This window comes from Homoserinimonas sp. A520 (assembly GCF_054489245.1).
Map to the genome: position 1 here is coordinate 194,423 of NZ_JBTMWX010000002.1, position 16,273 is coordinate 210,695.

At 66.5% G+C, this 16,273-nt stretch carries 13 protein-coding genes; 12 read left to right on the forward strand and 1 reads right to left on the reverse strand.

Annotated elements, in window-relative coordinates:
- Position 1: 1 nt before the first annotated feature.
- A complete protein-coding gene (locus ACX3PH_RS05440; protein WP_459090212.1) occupies positions 2-193 on the reverse strand; it encodes a hypothetical protein in 192 nt (63 codons plus the stop codon).
- Positions 194-340: 147 nt separating this feature from the next.
- Here ACX3PH_RS05440 and ACX3PH_RS05445 point away from each other — a divergent pair, with 147 nt between their 5' ends.
- The 12 genes from ACX3PH_RS05445 (at position 341) to ilvD (ending at position 16,242) form a co-directional block, all read left to right on the forward strand.
- Positions 341-910, forward strand: a complete 570-nt coding sequence (locus tag ACX3PH_RS05445; protein WP_459090214.1) for a TetR/AcrR family transcriptional regulator — start codon at positions 341-343, stop codon at positions 908-910.
- A gap of 2 nt (positions 911-912) precedes the next feature.
- The gene (locus tag ACX3PH_RS05450) at positions 913-3,876 is read left to right on the forward strand and encodes an MMPL family transporter (protein WP_459090216.1); all 2,964 of its coding nucleotides are present in this window, start codon (positions 913-915) and stop codon (positions 3,874-3,876) included.
- The gene (locus ACX3PH_RS05455) at positions 3,873-5,747 is read left to right on the forward strand and encodes a YhgE/Pip family protein (protein WP_459090218.1); all 1,875 of its coding nucleotides are present in this window, start codon (positions 3,873-3,875) and stop codon (positions 5,745-5,747) included. The genes ACX3PH_RS05450 and ACX3PH_RS05455 overlap by 4 nt, the downstream gene beginning before the upstream one ends.
- An 86-nt stretch (positions 5,748-5,833) precedes the next feature.
- Entirely contained in the window at positions 5,834-7,321 is a 1,488-nt protein-coding gene (locus ACX3PH_RS05460) for an alpha,alpha-trehalose-phosphate synthase (UDP-forming) (protein ID WP_459090220.1), read from the forward strand.
- A complete protein-coding gene (gene otsB / locus ACX3PH_RS05465; RefSeq protein ID WP_459090222.1) occupies positions 7,314-8,072 on the forward strand; it encodes a trehalose-phosphatase in 759 nt (252 codons plus the stop codon). Before ACX3PH_RS05460 ends, otsB begins: the two co-directional genes overlap by 8 nt.
- 99 nt (positions 8,073-8,171) lie before the next feature.
- Positions 8,172-11,117, forward strand: coding sequence for a Na+/H+ antiporter subunit A (locus tag ACX3PH_RS05470; protein WP_459090224.1), 2,946 nt, complete (start codon positions 8,172-8,174; stop codon positions 11,115-11,117).
- Complete coding sequence (locus ACX3PH_RS05475; RefSeq protein WP_459090226.1) at positions 11,114-11,581, forward strand: Na(+)/H(+) antiporter subunit C; 468 nt, start codon at positions 11,114-11,116, stop codon at positions 11,579-11,581. Before ACX3PH_RS05470 ends, ACX3PH_RS05475 begins: the two co-directional genes overlap by 4 nt.
- Positions 11,578-13,137, forward strand: coding sequence for a Na+/H+ antiporter subunit D (locus ACX3PH_RS05480; protein ID WP_459090228.1), 1,560 nt, complete (start codon positions 11,578-11,580; stop codon positions 13,135-13,137). Before ACX3PH_RS05475 ends, ACX3PH_RS05480 begins: the two co-directional genes overlap by 4 nt.
- On the forward strand, positions 13,137-13,700 hold the full coding sequence (locus ACX3PH_RS05485) for a Na+/H+ antiporter subunit E (RefSeq protein ID WP_459090230.1): 564 nt from the start codon (positions 13,137-13,139) through the stop codon (positions 13,698-13,700). Before ACX3PH_RS05480 ends, ACX3PH_RS05485 begins: the two co-directional genes overlap by 1 nt.
- Positions 13,697-14,011 (forward strand): monovalent cation/H+ antiporter complex subunit F, encoded by a 315-nt coding sequence (locus ACX3PH_RS05490; protein ID WP_459090232.1) that lies wholly within the window; start codon positions 13,697-13,699, stop codon positions 14,009-14,011. The genes ACX3PH_RS05485 and ACX3PH_RS05490 overlap by 4 nt, the downstream gene beginning before the upstream one ends.
- Positions 14,008-14,376, forward strand: a complete 369-nt coding sequence (gene mnhG, locus ACX3PH_RS05495) for a monovalent cation/H(+) antiporter subunit G (RefSeq protein ID WP_459090234.1) — start codon at positions 14,008-14,010, stop codon at positions 14,374-14,376. The genes ACX3PH_RS05490 and mnhG overlap by 4 nt, the downstream gene beginning before the upstream one ends.
- Before the next feature lie 186 nt (positions 14,377-14,562).
- Positions 14,563-16,242 (forward strand): dihydroxy-acid dehydratase, encoded by a 1,680-nt coding sequence (gene ilvD, locus ACX3PH_RS05500; RefSeq protein WP_459091432.1) that lies wholly within the window; start codon positions 14,563-14,565, stop codon positions 16,240-16,242.
- The last annotated feature ends 31 nt before the right edge of the window (positions 16,243-16,273 follow it).

Genomic DNA, 16,273 nt, shown 5'->3' on the forward strand with positions numbered 1-16,273 from the left:
TCTACTCCTTTATCTCGTTGCCGGTTTGGGCCTGTTTGACGACCGTGCCGACGGCGACGGCGAGCGTGCATGCCCAGCCGACCCACATCAGGATCAAGCGCCAGTCGTGCGGTCCCTGTTTGGTCGCCTTGACCACGGTCCCCGCGCCGAACAGAGCGCTGATCACGGTTCCACTGAACAGAAACTTTCTCATGAGCCCTCCTGGTTTCCGGTGGAATGTTCGTGTCAACGGTACCCGCCCGTGTGCGGTGGTGCCGAAAGCTGAGGAAGCCCTGTGAAACCGTCCCTATTCTGACCGATCGGTCAGAGCCTGACCGATCGGTCAGGTATGGTGGATTCCATGTCCAGCGCCTCCGACCTCAAGACGATCGCACTCGCCGAGTTCGCCACGGCTGGATACGCCGGAACCTCCCTGGCGCGCATCGCCGAACTGGCGGGGCTCTCCAAGTCGAGCGTGCTCTACCACTACGCCTCCAAGGAGGCACTGCTCGAGGCGGCGATCGGCCCGGCAATCGACCGGATGGGCGCCATCCTCGACACCACCTCAGCGCAGCCCCTCACCGCCGAACGCCGCGGCGAGTTCATCGTCGGGTTCGTCGACTTCCTGCTCGAGCACCGCCTCGAGGTGAACCTGTTCATCAACCAGGGGCCATCGCTCGTCGATGTTCCCGTGGTCGACCGGGCCAACGCCCTCGTCATGCGCCTGGCGGAGTACTTCTCGACGGCGGTTGCCGACACGGAGGAACAGATGCGCTTCGGCATCGCCCTGGGTGGCGCGGCCTACATGCTCTGCACTATGCGCAGCCTCGAGATCACGGGGCCGCCCATCGAGGAGATCCGCGTCGCCCTCGTCACCATCATGACCGAGCTTCTGGTTCCGGTCGCAACAAAACAAGCAACCCAGGAGTAACCGTGGCCACCCTCCTCTACCGCCTCGGGCGGTTCGCCTACCGTCGTGCCTGGCTTGTCATCGGCGCCTGGATGCTCGCACTGCTCGCCATCCTCGGCGGTGGGTTCGCGCTGGGCGGCCAGATGCAGGAATCGTTCGCCATCCCCGGCACCGAGTCGCAGAGCGCGCTCGACCGACTCGAATCGGTGTTCCCGCAGGTGGCCGGTGCCAGCGCCCAGGTGGTCAGCGTCGCGCCGGCCGGCGCATCCGTCGACGATCCGGAGTATCGCGAGGCGATCGAGGAGATGGCCGCGGACATCCGCCGCATTGATGGCATCAACAGCGTGCTGACCCCCTTCGACGAGTACGCCGGAACCGCGGTCAGCGACGATGGCCGGATCGCGAAGACCCAGATCCAGTTCGATCACGGCTCAGCGGATGTCACGGACGGCCAGTTGCAGGGGCTGACCGCCACCGCCGCGATCGGTGAGAACGCAGGGCTCGACATCGAGTTCGGCGGGCAGGTGTTCCAGCAGAGCACCTTCGGCGTGACCGTCACCGAGATGATCGGCGTGCTGTTCGCCGGCGTGGTGCTGGTCATCACCTTCGGCTCGCTGATGGCGGCCGGAATGCCCCTGCTGAGCGCCCTGGTCGGTGTCGGAATCGTCATCGGCGGGATCATCGGCGTCTCCGCGTTCACGACCGTTTCCAATTCCGCGCCGCTGCTGGCGCTGATGATCGGCCTGGCCGTCGGGATCGACTACGCGCTGTTCATCCTGTCGCGGCACCGCGACCAGCTCGCGCGGGGGGAAGAGCCGGAGGAGTCCGCCGCCATGGCGGTCGGCACGGCAGGCAGTGCCGTGGTTTTCGCCGGGGTGACCGTAATCATCGCCCTTCTCGGGCTGTTGGTGGTCGGCATCCCGTTCCTCAGCATCATGGGAATCGGCGCGGCATTCGCCGTGCTGATCGCCATCGGCGTTGCCACCACGCTCCTGCCGGCGCTGCTCGGGCTCGCCGGTGCCCGACTGGCACCGAAGGAAGGCTCACGCGGGCAGCGGCGTGCGCTCGCCAACATGGACGAGGCGGGCAAGCCGTCGCTCGGCCGGCGCTGGGTGCGCGTTGTCATGAAGGTGCCGCTGCTGGCATCCGCCGCCGTGATCATCATCCTCGGCGTGCTCGCGATCCCCGCAGCGAGCCTCGACCTCAACCTGCCGGACAACGGCTCGGAGGCGGTCGATTCGACGCAGCGCAAGGCTTACGACCTCATCACCGAAGGGTTCGGGCCCGGCTACAACGGTCCATTGGTCGTCGCGATCGACATCACGCAGACGACCGACATCCTGGGCGACCTGGAGGCCATCGCGGGCGAGCTCGAAACCCTGGACAACGTCGCAGAAGTCAGTCAGGGCATCCCGGACGAAGGCCTCGACACCGCCATCATCCAGGTGGTGCCCGACAGTGTGCCCGACTCGGCCGAGACCAAGGTGCTGGTGCAGTCGATCCGCGACCTCGCCCCCGAGCTCGAAGCGGAGTACGACACGCCCGTCTCCGTCACCGGCTACACCGCGATCGGCATCGACATCTCCAAGCGGTTGACGGATGCCCTCATCCCGTTCGGCCTCATCGTGGTCGGCCTGTCGATCGTGCTGTTGATGATGGTGTTCCGGTCGGTGCTGGTGCCGGTCAAGGCGGCGCTCGGGTTCCTGCTGTCAGTGGTCGCATCCTTCGGCGTGGTCGTCGCGGTCTTCCAGTGGGGTTGGTTCGCCGAGCTCATCCACGTCGAGCAGCCGGGACCGATCCTGAGTTTCATGCCGATCATCCTGATGGCGGTGCTGTTCGGTCTGGCTATGGACTACCAGGTGTTCCTGGTGTCCGGGATGCGGGAGGAGTTCGTGCGTACCGGGAACGCACGGTTCGCTGTCGAACGGGGCTTCACCAACGGCGCACGAGTGGTCACCGCGGCGGCGCTCATCATGTTCTTCGTCTTCTTCGCGTTCGTTCCGGAGGGTGCGGGGATGATCAAGCCGATCGCCCTCGGGCTCGCGGTCGGCATCGCGCTCGATGCCTTCCTTGTGCGGATGACGCTGGTGCCCGCCCTGATGACGCTGTTCGGCCGCGCCGCCTGGTGGATGCCGGCCTGGCTGGCCCGTCTGCTGCCGCACGCCGACGTCGAGGGTGAGAAGCTCCGCGAGCATCGGGAGGCTGTCGGCTGGGCGGATGACCAGCAGCGCGCCGTCATCAGCACGGACGACCTGGTCGTCGGGACTCCCACAATGTCAGCAGGCCCCTTCTCCGTGACGGTCGTGGCCGGTTCTCTCTTGATGCTCATCGGCGACCGCTCACGGCGACGGATGCTCGGGGCGACGCTTGCCGGACGCCTCGACCCAGTGTCCGGCCGCGCCCAGGTGGGCGGGCATCCGCTGCCATCCGAAGGCTCGCGGGTGAGGCGGATCGTGGCCATGACCGAGGTTAGCGGGGTCGCCGACGGGCTGACGGTCGGCCAACTCCTGGGCGAGCGGATGCGCGTGACCGGCGTCCGCCGACGCGGCGCGGCAAACGCTGACTCCTGGGTGCACGCCATCAATGCTGCGCTCGCCGACGTGGGTGCCGCCGTTTCCCGCATCGAGGCCGGAACGCCGATGGCGACGCTGAACGCCCTCGAGTCGGCCACCGTGCTGGTGGCGGCGGCAGTCGCGGAGGGAACACCCGTGGTCTCTATCGACCAGCCGGACGACTTCGCCGGAACCGATCAACTGATCACGGCCGCTGTGCTGCTGGCCGGCCCGCGGGTGACCATCGTCACCGGTGTACCGCATCGCCCGACGACACCGCTGATCGTCGGACGCCCCGTCATCACGATCGACGTCGATGCGGTTGAAGCCACAGCGGCAGTCGGAGACACAGCGCTCGAAGACACAGCGCTCGAAGACACAGCGCTGAGCGCCAGCGAAACCAGCAGCATCGACAGAAGGGAAGTGCTCCGATGAGCGCCCGAACAACCGCAGGCCGCCGCTGGCTGCGCCCGGCCGCCATTGGCGCGGTCATCCTGGTGCCCCTCGCCTTCGCCGGACTGTTCGTCGGTGCGATTGCGAACTCCGACGACACAGCAGGCAACATCCCGGCCGCGCTGGTCAACCAGGACGAATTGATCTACCAGACCGCCGCGGACGGCAGCGAGATTCCGATCTTCGCCGGGCGCCAATTGGTCACCGAGCTCATCGCGGACGACTCGTTCGACTGGACGATCAGCAACAGCGACGACGCAGAACAGGCGCTCATCGACGGGAAGGTGCATGCCATCCTCACCATTCCCTCCGACTTCTCGGCCTCGATCCTGTCGCTGTCAGGCGACAGCCCGAAGAAGGCCGTTCTCGGCATCAGGACTGACGACGCCCACAGCTACCTCACCGGTGTGCTGTCCGAGTCGGTGGGAACCGGCATGGCCGACGCATTCGGCACCGAGATCACCGCCCAGTACATCGGCGGCATCACTTCCGGAATGGGCGAGCTGGGCTTCGCGCTCGGGGAGGCAGCGGATGGTGCCGGCCAGCTTTCCGAGGGAGCGGCCGGCTTGAGTGGCGGCCTTTCCGAACTCGCGAACGGCGCCGCATCAGCAGGAGCCGGCGCTACCGACTTCGCCGCCGGGGTGTCGAAATACACTGGGGGAGTTGACCAACTGGCCGGCGGGCTCGGAACGCTGCGCGACGGTACGTCCGGCCTCGACCAGCTGTCAGCCGGAGTGCGCAGTTACACCTCCGGTGTCAAGCAACTGAGCGATGGAATCGCCGGCCAGGTAGTCGCGGCTACGGCTTCCATCGACGCCATCCTTTCGGCAGACCCCACGAACCAGGAGGCGCTCGACGCTCGCGCCGCGCTAGGCACCCTGGGTTTCCTTTCGGGAGAGCTGTCCACCACTGCGGCAAGCGGCCCTCCGCTGGCCCAACAGGTCAGCGGCGGCATCGACGGAGTGCAGAGTGGCATCAGCCAGAGCGCATCCGCGGCCGCTCAGCTCGCCGGTGGCTCGGCCGGCTTGCGCTCCGGCGCAGCCTCGATCGCCAGCGGTGTCGGCGGGCTGGCCATCGGTGCCGACTCGGCCGCAGCCGGAGCCGACCAGTTGGCGACCGGTGCCGGCGAACTCGCGACCGGGCTGGAAAGCGGAGCCGCGCAGGTGCCGGCCATGGACGACGGCCAGCGCGAAGCATCCGCCAAGCTGGCTGCCGACCCGGTCGGCGTGGACGTGACCCGCGACAACGAGGTGGCCGAGACGACCCAGGCGCTGGCCGCCTTCCTGGTGCCTCTCGGCCTGTGGATCGGCGCGCTGGCGATCTTCCTCATCGAACGCCGGCTGTCCGCCCGGGTGCTCGCGTCGACGGCGCGCTCCGGCCGCCTGCTGCTGGACACCCTCCGGCGCACCAGCCTGATCGCGCTCGCCCAAGCGGCGGTGCTGGTCGCGCTGCTGCACTTCGGGCTCGGCGTCGCCTGGTCGCTGCTGCCGGCGACCCTGGCCTTCGCCGCCATCACGGCCGTGGCCTTCACCGCGTTCCATCACCTGCTCGTGTCGGTGTTGGGGCGCGCCGGCCTGGTGATCTCGTTGTTCGCCATTGCCGTGCAGGTCACCGCGACCGGTGGCCTGTACCCGATCGAGCTGCTGTCGGCACCGTTCCAGTGGGTCAGCCCGCTGCTTCCGCTGACCTATGCCGTTGACGGCATGCAGGCGATCATCGCCGCCGGAGGCGTCGCGCCGGTGCTCGGGGCGGGCCTCGCGCTCGCCGCGTTCGGCACGATCAGTGCCCTCCTGGCGCTGGTCGCCATCCGTCGCGGCAGGAGGACGACAGCGATGCAGCTGGCCACCGCCTGAGCCGGCAACCAGCGCCGGCTGCGGGCACGGGTAGCCTTGAGTGAGGCCAGCGCATCGTCATCCAAGAGAACGGAAGCCCCCGCTCCATGCCAGCACGAAGTCAGAAGAAGGCCCCAGCGAGCGACGAGAAACATTCGTTCGTCGTCGTTTCCAACCGACTGCCGGTTGACCGGGTGACCGACCCTGACGGCACGTCGCGCTGGAAGCATTCGCCGGGCGGCCTGGTGACCGCGCTCGAGCCTGTGATGCGCGGCAACGACGGTGCTTGGGTCGGCTGGGCTGGGCAGGCCGGTGTCGAACTCGAAGCTTTCGACAGCGAGGGCATCCGCATCGTGCCGGTTGCGCTCAGCGAGGGCGAGATCGAGGCGTACTACGAGGGATTCTCGAACGGCACCCTGTGGCCGTTGTACCACGATGTCATCGCGCCGCCGACCTACCACCGGGAGTGGTGGGACAGCTACGTGAAGGTCAACAAGCGGTTTGCGGATGCCGCCGCGGCCGCCAGCGAGGACGGCGCGACCGTCTGGGTACAGGACTACCAACTGCAGTTGGTGCCGAAGATGCTACGGGAGGCCCGCCCAGACCTCACCATCGGGTTCTTCAATCACATCCCGTTCCCGCCGTACGGCATCTACTCGCAACTGCCCTGGCGTACCCCGATCATCGAGGGCCTGCTCGGCGCGGATGTGATAGGTTTCCAGCGCACCGCGGACGCCAACAACTTCACGCAGGCGGTTCGGCGGCTGAAGGGCTTTCCTACCAAGGGCACCCAGGTCGATGTTCCGCTGATCGACGAGTCGGTCGGAGTGCGCGCCTTCGGTCCTATTCCGGAAGGCAAGCCATTCCGGAAGGTCGTGGCCAAGCCGTTCCCGATCTCCATCGACTCGCACAGTTATGCCGAACTCGCCCGCACACCGGAGATCCAGGCGCGCGCCCGCCAGATCCGCCGCGACCTGGGTAACCCGAAAACGATCATCCTGGGCGTTGACCGCCTCGACTACACCAAGGGCATCGGACACCGGCTCAAGGCGTTCGGTGAGCTGCTGGCGGAGGAGAAACTGACCGTCGGCGAGGTCACCCTGGTGCAGGTCGCCAGCCCCAGCCGGGAACGCGTGCTCACCTACATGGAGTTGCGGGATGAGATCGAGCTCATGGTCGGCAGGATCAACGGTGATCACGCGACAATCGCCCACAATCCGATCAGCTATCACCACACGAGTTTCGGACGCGAAGAGATGGTCGCGCTCTACCTGGCGGCGGACGTCATGCTGGTCACCGCCCTCCGCGATGGCATGAACCTGGTCGCGAAGGAGTATGTCGCCAGCCGAATCGACGACGACGGTGTGCTGGTGCTCAGTGAGTTCGCGGGAGCATCCGATGAGCTGAAGCGGGCGCTGCTGGTGAACCCGCACGACATCGACGGGCTGAAGCGCAGTATCGTGCGCGCCGTCGAGATGCCGGCGGCCGACCGCAGGCAGCGGATGCGTTCCCTGCGCAAACGGGTGATGGACAACGACGTCGCCAAGTGGTCGTCCGAGTTCCTGGCGGTGCTGGGTGGCGCTCGCGGTGTCTGAGCTGACTGAAGCGATCGCCGACCTCGCCGGTACGGAGACGCTGCTGGTCGCCCTCGACTTCGATGGCACGCTGGCGCCGCTCGTCGATGATCCGGCGGATGCGCGTGCGCTCCCCGAGGCGAGGGAGGCGATCCTCGCGCTCCTGGAGGCGCCGAGAACCCGCGTCGCGTTGATCTCGGGGCGGGCAATGGCCAGCCTGGTCGAGGTTTCCGAAGCGCCGGACGGTGTGCTCCTCAGCGGCTCGCACGGTGTCGAGGTGAGGCTCGATTCTGAACCGTCACTGACGTTGACGGCGGATGAGACGGGGCGCGTCGGTCGGCTGGGGGAGGCCCTGCAGGCGGTCGCCGACAGATTCTACGGGGTGTGGGTGGAGGTTAAGCCGGCCGGTTTCGCCCTGCACACCCGCCTCGCATCCGCTGATGACGCCGTATCGGCCACCAGCCACGCCCTGGCCGCTGTCGCCAGCCTGGGGGACCTGACCACCCGGCGCGGAAGCAATGTTCTCGAGTTCTCGGTTCGATCGACGAACAAGGGTGACGCGCTCGAGCGGCTGCGCGAACATTCCGGTGCGACGGCGGTGTTCTTCGCCGGAGATGACGTGACCGACGAGGACGCTTTCGCGGTGTTGACGGGGCAGGATCTCGGGCTTAAATGCGGAACCGGCCCGACGAATGCGACCTTCAGCGTTCCGGGCCTCCCCGAAGTGGCACAGGTGCTGCAAGAGCTTGCGGACAGGCGGCGCGGCGTCTAGCCCGTAATTCCAGCCCGGGCGCGCAGGTAGAATTGGCCTACCCAGTAGCCGCTCACGTTAATTCGTACGCGCGCCGCCCGCCGAGACGACGGAGGTCACGTGCTCACCGCCCTGTCCGTCTTCGTAGCGGCCTCAGTTCTGGCGCCGGTACTCACGAAGTGGCTGGGTACCCGAGTGTTCTACCTGCTCGCACTGGTTCCTGCTTTCGGGGTCGCGCAGACGCTGGCCGGGTCGGCGGAGGTGCTGGGCGGCAATATCCTGAGCGAGTCGTACAGCTGGGTCCCGGAAATCGGGCTTTCGCTCAGCGTTCGCCTCGACGTGCTCTCCTGGGTGATGAGCCTGATCGTGCTCGGGGTGGGTGCGTTGGTGCTCATCTATTGCGCGAGGTACTTCTCGGTATCCGAGCCTGCACTCGGTCGCTTCGCCGGTATCTTCCTCGCGTTCGCGGGCGCGATGTATGGGCTGGTGATCGCGGACGACGTCTTCCTGCTGTACATCTTCTGGGAAGCAACCACGGTGTTCTCCTACCTGCTCATCGGGCACTACACCGACCGCAAGTCGAGCCGTGGTGCAGCGCTCCAGGCCCTGCTGGTGACCACGGCAGGGGCGCTCGCCATGCTGGTCGGCCTGGTCCTGCTCTCGGTGGAGGCTGGTACCACCAGCCTCACCGCCATTGTTCGTGACCCGCCCAACGGTGCGGTCGTGGCCACCGCGATCTTCCTCATCCTGGTCGGTGCGCTGTCGAAGTCCGCTCTGGTGCCATTCCACTTCTGGCTTCCCGCGGCGATGGCGGCACCGACCCCGGTCAGCGCCTACCTTCACGCCGCTGCCATGGTGAAGGCGGGTGTGTACCTTGTCGCTGCGCTCGCCCCCGGGTTTGCCGACATCCCCGGCTGGCGCGAAACCCTCGTGATTGTCGGCGTGTTCACCATGCTCGTCGGGGGCTGGCGGGCCATCCGTCAGCACGACCTGAAACTCCTCCTGGCCTATGGCACGGTCAGTCAGCTCGGGTTCCTCACCGTCATCATCGGGTTCGGGGGCCGGGACGCAGCGCTCGCCGGGATCGCCCTCATCATCGCCCACGCCTTGTTCAAGTCGGCCCTGTTCCTCATCGTCGGGATCATCGACCACCGCACCGGCACGCGCGACCTGCGCAAGCTGAGCGGGTTCGGCAGGCGCTCGCCGGCAGTGGCGACGATCACCACCATCGCCGTGATCTCGATGGTCGGCCTGCCACCCGCGTTCGGCTTTGTTGCCAAGGAGGCCGTGTTCACCGCACTGCTCCAATCGGGAACCGGCATCGGCGTCGTTGCCCTGGTCGGCGTTGCGGTCGGGTCGGTTTTCACGACCGCCTACAGCGCACGTTTTCTCTGGGGTGCCTTCTTCCGCAAGCCGGACGTCGAGCAGACGACAGTGGCGGATGACCGGCCGGGCATCCTGACATCGCCGGCGGTCCTGGCGGTGGGCGGCTTGGCGCTCGGGGTGATTTCCCCGGTGGTGGGCGGATGGCTCAGTGGATATTCCCAGGGCTTCCCGAGTGCCGCAGGCCACGAGGACTACCACCTGGCGTTGTGGCACGGGCTGGAGCCTGCGCTATTCATCTCCGCGGGCACCCTGGCGCTCGGCCTGGTCATGTTCTTCCTGCGCAGCCGGGTGCTGGCACTGCAGAACCGGGTGCCGTCACTCATCAACGCCGCGGACGGCTACTGGAAGGGCATGCGGCTCATCGATCGCACGGCCGCACGCGTCACGGCGACCACCCAGCGCGGTTCGCTGCCGTTCTACCTGGGTGTCATCCTGCTGGTGATGGTGCTCGCGGTGGGCGCGACACTCACCATCGACCAGCCGTGGCCGACCGAGTTCCTCTGGTGGGATTTCCCCGGGCAGCTCGCCATCGCCGTGCTCATGGCGGTCGCCGCAATCGCCGCGGTGCGAGCCACCAAGCGGTTCACCGCGGTCGTGCTGGTGGGAGTGACCGGCTACGGCATGGCTGCCCTGTTCGCGCTGCAGGGCGCGCCAGACCTCGCCTTCACGCAGGTGCTCGTCGAGACCGTCACCCTGGTCGCGTTCGTGCTGGTGCTGCGCCGGCTGCCGCAGCGCATCGGAGTCGCCCATCCGCGCCGCAGCCGCAGTTGGCTGCGCGTTCTCCTGGCAGTCGGAGTCGGTGTCACCATGGCGCTGGTCGCCATCATCGCGCTCGGTTCCCGCATCGCCGACCCGATCTCTCTCGACCTGGCGTCGCTGGCGTACGAGGGCGGGCACGGCAAGAACGTGGTCAATGTCACCCTGGTCGACATCCGCGGCTGGGACACCATGGGCGAACTGTCGGTCATCATCGTGGCGGCGACCGGCGTTGCGAGCCTGATCTTCCTCGACCGGCGCATCGACGACCTGCCCCGGCCGACCAAGCTGACTGGACGACAGGGGTTCCTCTCACGCCAGCGCCCGGTGACAGAACCGGCACGGCCGCGCGGCAGGCAGCTCGGGGAGAATGAGACCGAGGAGACACGACTCGCCTGGCTGCTCGCCGGGCGCACCCTCGCCCCGGAGAACCGCTCGATCCTGCTCGAAGTGACGGTCCGGTTGCTCTTCCACTCGATCATCGTGGTGTCGCTCTTCGTGCTGTTCACCGGTCACAACGCGCCGGGTGGAGGCTTCGCGGCTGGTCTGGTTGCCGGCATGGCGCTGGTCGCCCGGTACCTGGCCGGCGGGCGCTACGAACTGGGCGCCGCCGTGACCATCGACGCCGGAAAGCTGCTGGGCACCGGACTGGTTCTCGCCGTCGGCACCGCCCTTGTCCCGCTGTTCTTCGGCGCCGACGCCCTGACCTCCACCTGGATCGAAGCTGAAGTGTGGGCACTCGGCCACGTCGAATTCGTCACATCGACGATCTTCGACATCGGCGTCTACCTGATCGTCATCGGCCTCGTGCTCGACGTGCTGCGAAGCCTTGGCGGCGAAGTCGACCGCCAGCAGGAGGACGAAGACCCGAACACCCCGAATGAACGCCTCCACGACGCAGTCGGCGAGAAGGTGACCGGATGAGCGTCACCCTGCTCCTGGTCATCCTGATGGCCGTGATGTACGCCAGTGGCGTCTACCTGATGATCGAACGCAGCATGACCCGGGTGGTGCTCGGCTTCCTGTTGGTCGGCAACGCGACCAACATCCTGATCCTGGTGATGGGCGGTCGCCGCGGGCTGGCGCCGATCCTGGGCGGCGGCGCATCCGTTGACGAGTTCAACGACCCGCTGCCGCAGGCATTCATCCTCACCGCCATCGTGATCACCTTCGGGGTGACCGCGTTCCTGCTGGCGCTGATCTACCGTTCGTGGCGGCTGTCGCGGGCGGATGAACTCGAAGACGACCCGGAAGACCTCGCGATCGCGGAGCGCGACGCCGCAGTCGAAGAAGAGCTGCAGCATCCGGACCCGCTCGACACCGAAGTGGACCACCTCGACGAGCTGTCGGCCGCCCAGGAACTGGGAGAGACGGGGGAGGAGGAGTGACCGCCCTCATCCCGCTCGTCGTCATGCTGCCCCTGATCGGTGCGGCCGGCGCGCTCATCGCCGGCCGTCGTCAACTGCTGCAGGTGCTGGTCACGGTCGTCGCGCTCGTCGCCGTGATGGTGGTCAGCATCTTCCTGCTGATCGACGTGGATGCCACCGGGCCGCTGGTCATGGAGGTCGGCGGCTGGGCGGCACCGGTCGGCATCGTGCTGGTCGTCGACCGGCTCACCGCGCTGATGCTCATCGTCTCGGCCGCTGTGCTCCTCGCGGTGCTGTTGTTCTCGGTCGGCCAGGGTATGGCGGACGGCGACAGCGAGACGCCGGTGTCGATCTACCACCCCACTTACATGGTGCTGGCCGCCGGAGTCTTCAACGCGTTCATCGCCGGGGACCTCTTCAACCTGTACATCGGGTTCGAGATCCTGCTGGTCGCCTCCTACGTGCTGATGACCATGGGAGGAACCGGTCCACGCATCCGCGCCGGCGTCACCTACATCGTGGTGAGCCTGGTGTCGTCACTGCTGTTCCTCGCCTCGATCGCGATGATCTACGGCGCCCTCGGAACCGTCAATATCGCGCAGATCTCGGTGCGGATGGCCGAGATCGACCCCAGCGTGCAGCTCACCCTGCACGTGATGCTGCTGATCGCCTTCGGCATCAAGGCGGCCGTGTTCCCGCTGTCGTTCTGGCTTCCGGACTCCTACCCGACGGCCCCGGCACCGGTCACGGCGGTCTTCGCCGGGTTGCTGACGAAGGTCGGCGTGTATGCGATCATCCGCACCGAGACGATCCTGTTCCCCGGAAACCAGCTCGGCGATGCGTTACTCATCGTCGCGTTGCTCACCATGATCGTCGGCATCCTCGGTGCCGTCGCCCAGGCCGACATCAAGAGGCTGCTCTCGTTCACCCTGGTCAGCCACATCGGGTACATGATCTTCGGGATCGCGATGGGGACAGTGGCCGGACTGAACGCCACGATTTTCTACATCGTGCATCACATCATCGTGCAGACGACCCTCTTCCTCACCGCCGGCCTGATCGAGCGCCAGAGCGGGAGCACCTCCATCAACCGGATCGGCGGGCTGCTCGCCGCGGCGCCGGTCATCGCCGTGCTGTACTTCATCCCCGCCCTGAACCTCGGCGGAATACCGCCGTTCTCCGGTTTCCTCGGCAAGCTGGCACTGTTCAACGCCGCAGCGGAGGACGCCGGCTGGCTGGTCTACACGGTCATGGGGGCCGGCGCGCTCACCTCGCTGCTCACCCTCTACGCCCTTGCCCGGGTCTGGAACATGGCGTTCTGGCGCCCGGCGGACGAGGTGGAGCAGTACGAGTCCCGCCTGCTGGAGCAACTCAGTGAAGCTCCCGGCGAGAACAGCGACATCGAGGCGAAGAGCACGCCGACGCTGATGGTGGCGGCAACAGCCGGCATGGTCGCACTGAGTGTCGCGCTGACCGTCTTCGCCGGGCCGCTCTACGGGCTCAGCTCCCGGGCAGGAGAGAACCTGAACGGGCCGAACAACTATATTGACCTCGTCTTCCCCGAGGGGGTGGAGTGATGGCGGAGAACCGGGCACGGTTGCGCAGGGTACTCCTGCACCAGATTCCCATGCTGGTGTGGCTGGTCGTGCTGTGGGGCCTGCTGTGGGGATCGTTCACCTGGCTGACCCTGCTGACCGGGGTCATCATCGCGCTCCTGGTCACCCGGGTGTTCTACCTGCCGCCGGTCAGGCTGTCCGGCCGGTTCAACCCGTGGTGGGCCCTCGTCTTCGCGGCTCATTTCACCTACGACCTGTTCCGGGCATCCGTTCAGGTGGCGTGGATCGCCATCGACCCGCGGAAAATTCCGCACAGCTCCGTCGTCGCCGTGCGACTGCGGAGCAGATCAGACCTGATCATGACGTTCGTCTCGATCGCCATCTCGCTGGTGCCTGGCTCGCTGGTCGTGGAAGCCGACCGTCTGCGTGCAGTGCTGTACGTGCACGTCCTCGACACCGACACCCTGGAGGACGTCGATGAGGCCAGGGCCAGCGTGCTCGCTGTCGAACGGCGCATCGTCAGGGCGCTCGGTTCCCGCGAGGAGTACGACCTCATCGAGCGCGAGGAGGCGACGAAGAAATGACCGACCTGATCCTGGTCGCCGTCGGCGTGCTGCTGGCTGCCGCCGCAGGCGCATCCGTTTACCGCATCGTGCGGGGGCCTTCCATCCTCGACCGGATGATCGCATCCGACATGCTGGTGACCACGCTCATCCTGGTGCTCGGTGCCGAAATGGTCTACCACAACCACACGCGCACTATCCCGATCATGGTCGTGCTGGCCGTGACCGCCGTGTTCGCCAGCATGTCGGTGGCACGCTACGTGTCGAAGCAGGGTGGCGGGAAGCCGACCGTGCCCGTCAAGCCGGCGAAGAAGCGGAGGAAGGCGCAATGAGCCCCGACGCAATACTCGACCTGGTTGCCGCCAGCTGCCTGCTGGTGGGTGCGTTGCTGTCGGTCGCGGCTGGGATCGGGCTCATCCGCTTCCCGGACGCCCTGTCACGGATGCACGCGGCAACCAAGCCCCAGATGGTCGGCCTGATCTTCGTGTTGCTGGCGGTCGCCATCTCGGATCGCAGCTGGCTGACGGTGGCCACGCTCATTCCCGTTCTCATCTTCCAGATGCTGACCGCGCCGATCTCCGCACACATGATCGGACGCGCCGCGTACCGCGCAGGCAATGTGAACCCGGACTACCTGCTGGCCGATGAACTCGAAGAAGCCATCGACGAGGCGCAGTCCGAGCGCCCGTCGCCCTAGCCGCGCCTGCTGTTCCTGCTCCCTTCCTCGCCGCAAATGAGAGAGCCTTTCTGACATCAGCAGGTAAAGGAGGAGTTTTTTCGGTCTAGACAAGGGTTTCTCCTCCTTTTGTGCTGACGGGCGAAGCCGAGACAAGCGCATCCGGCGAATCGTTAGACTCAATGGGTGCCTACGAACGACATCGACATGAAGCCCCGCAGCCGCGTCGTCACTGACGGGATCGAAGCGACGACCTCCCGCGGGATGCTGCGCGCCGTCGGGATGGGCGATGCCGACTGGGACAAGCCCCAGATCGGCATCGCCAGCTCCTGGAACGAGATCACGCCGTGCAACCTGTCACTCGACCGCCTTGCGCAGGCGTCGAAGGAAGGTGTGCACTCCGGCGGAGGCTACCCGCTGCAGTTCGGCACCATCTCCGTCTCGGACGGCATCTCGATGGGCCACGAGGGCATGCACTTCTCGCTGGTCTCGCGTGAAGTGATCGCCGACTCGGTCGAAGTGGTCATGCAGGCGGAGCGCCTGGACGGCTCCGTGCTGCTGGCCGGATGCGACAAGTCACTCCCCGGAATGCTGATGGCGGCCGCCCGGCTCGACCTCGCATCCGTATTCCTTTACGCCGGCTCGATCGCCCCAGGCTGGGTCAAGCTCAGCGACGGCACCGAGAAAAACATCACCATCATCGACTCGTTCGAGGCGGTCGGCTCGGTCAAGGCGGGCATCATGAGCGAGGCGGATGCCAAGCGCATCGAGTGCGCATTCGCACCAGGCGAAGGTGCCTGTGGAGGCATGTACACCGCCAACACCATGGCGAGCGTCGCGGAAGCCCTCGGAATGAGCCTTCCAGGCTCGGCGTCACCGGCATCCGCTGACCGTCGTCGCGACTACTACGCCCACCGCAGCGGTGAAGCCGTCGTCAACCTGCTGCGCCTCGGAATCACCGCCCGCGACATCCTGACCAGGAAGGCGTTCGAGAACGCGATTGCTGTCGCCATGGCGTTCGGCGGTTCAACCAACGTCGTGCTGCACCTGCTGGCCATTGCCAACGAAGCCGAGGTCGAACTCACGCTGGACGACTTCAACCGTATCGGCGATAAGGTTCCGCACATCGGCGACCTGAAGCCGTTCGGCGAGTACGTGATGAACGACGTCGACCGCCACGGGGGAGTGCCGGTCGTCATGAAGGCGCTGCTGGATGCCGGCCTCCTGCACGGCGACGCACTCACGGTCACCGGCAAGACGGTGGCCGAAAACCTGGCCGAACTGAACCCCGACGAACTCGACGGCACGGTCATCCGCAAACTCGACAACCCGATTCATGCCACCGGAGGCATCAGTATTCTGCACGGGTCGCTCGCGCCGGAAGGCTCCGTTGTGAAGACGGCCGGTTTCGACGCCGAGGTATTCGAAGGGCCGGCACGCGTGTTCGAGCGCGAACGCGCCGCGATGGACGCCCTCACCGCCGGCAGCATTGTCAAGGGCGACATCGTCGTCATCCGCTACGAGGGGCCCAAGGGTGGGCCCGGAATGCGGGAGATGCTGGCCATCACGGCAGCCATCAAGGGCGCGGGACTCGGCAAAGATGTATTACTCTTGACGGACGGCAGATTCTCAGGCGGCACAACCGGACTGTGTATCGGCCACATAGCACCCGAAGCGGTGGACGCAGGTCCGATCGCCTTCGTGCGCGATGGTGATCTAATAAGGGTCGATATCGCAGCTCGCTCGCTCGACTTACTTGTCGACGCGGCAGAGCTGGAAGCTCGCCAGCTGGGCTGGGCTCCCCTTCCACCGCGCTACACCCGTGGTGTCCTCGCCAAGTACTCGAAGCTCGTGCACTCCGCCGCCAAGGGCGCCGTCACCGGGTAGCTTCGCGGCTCTCGCCTTTTCGTGCCGACTC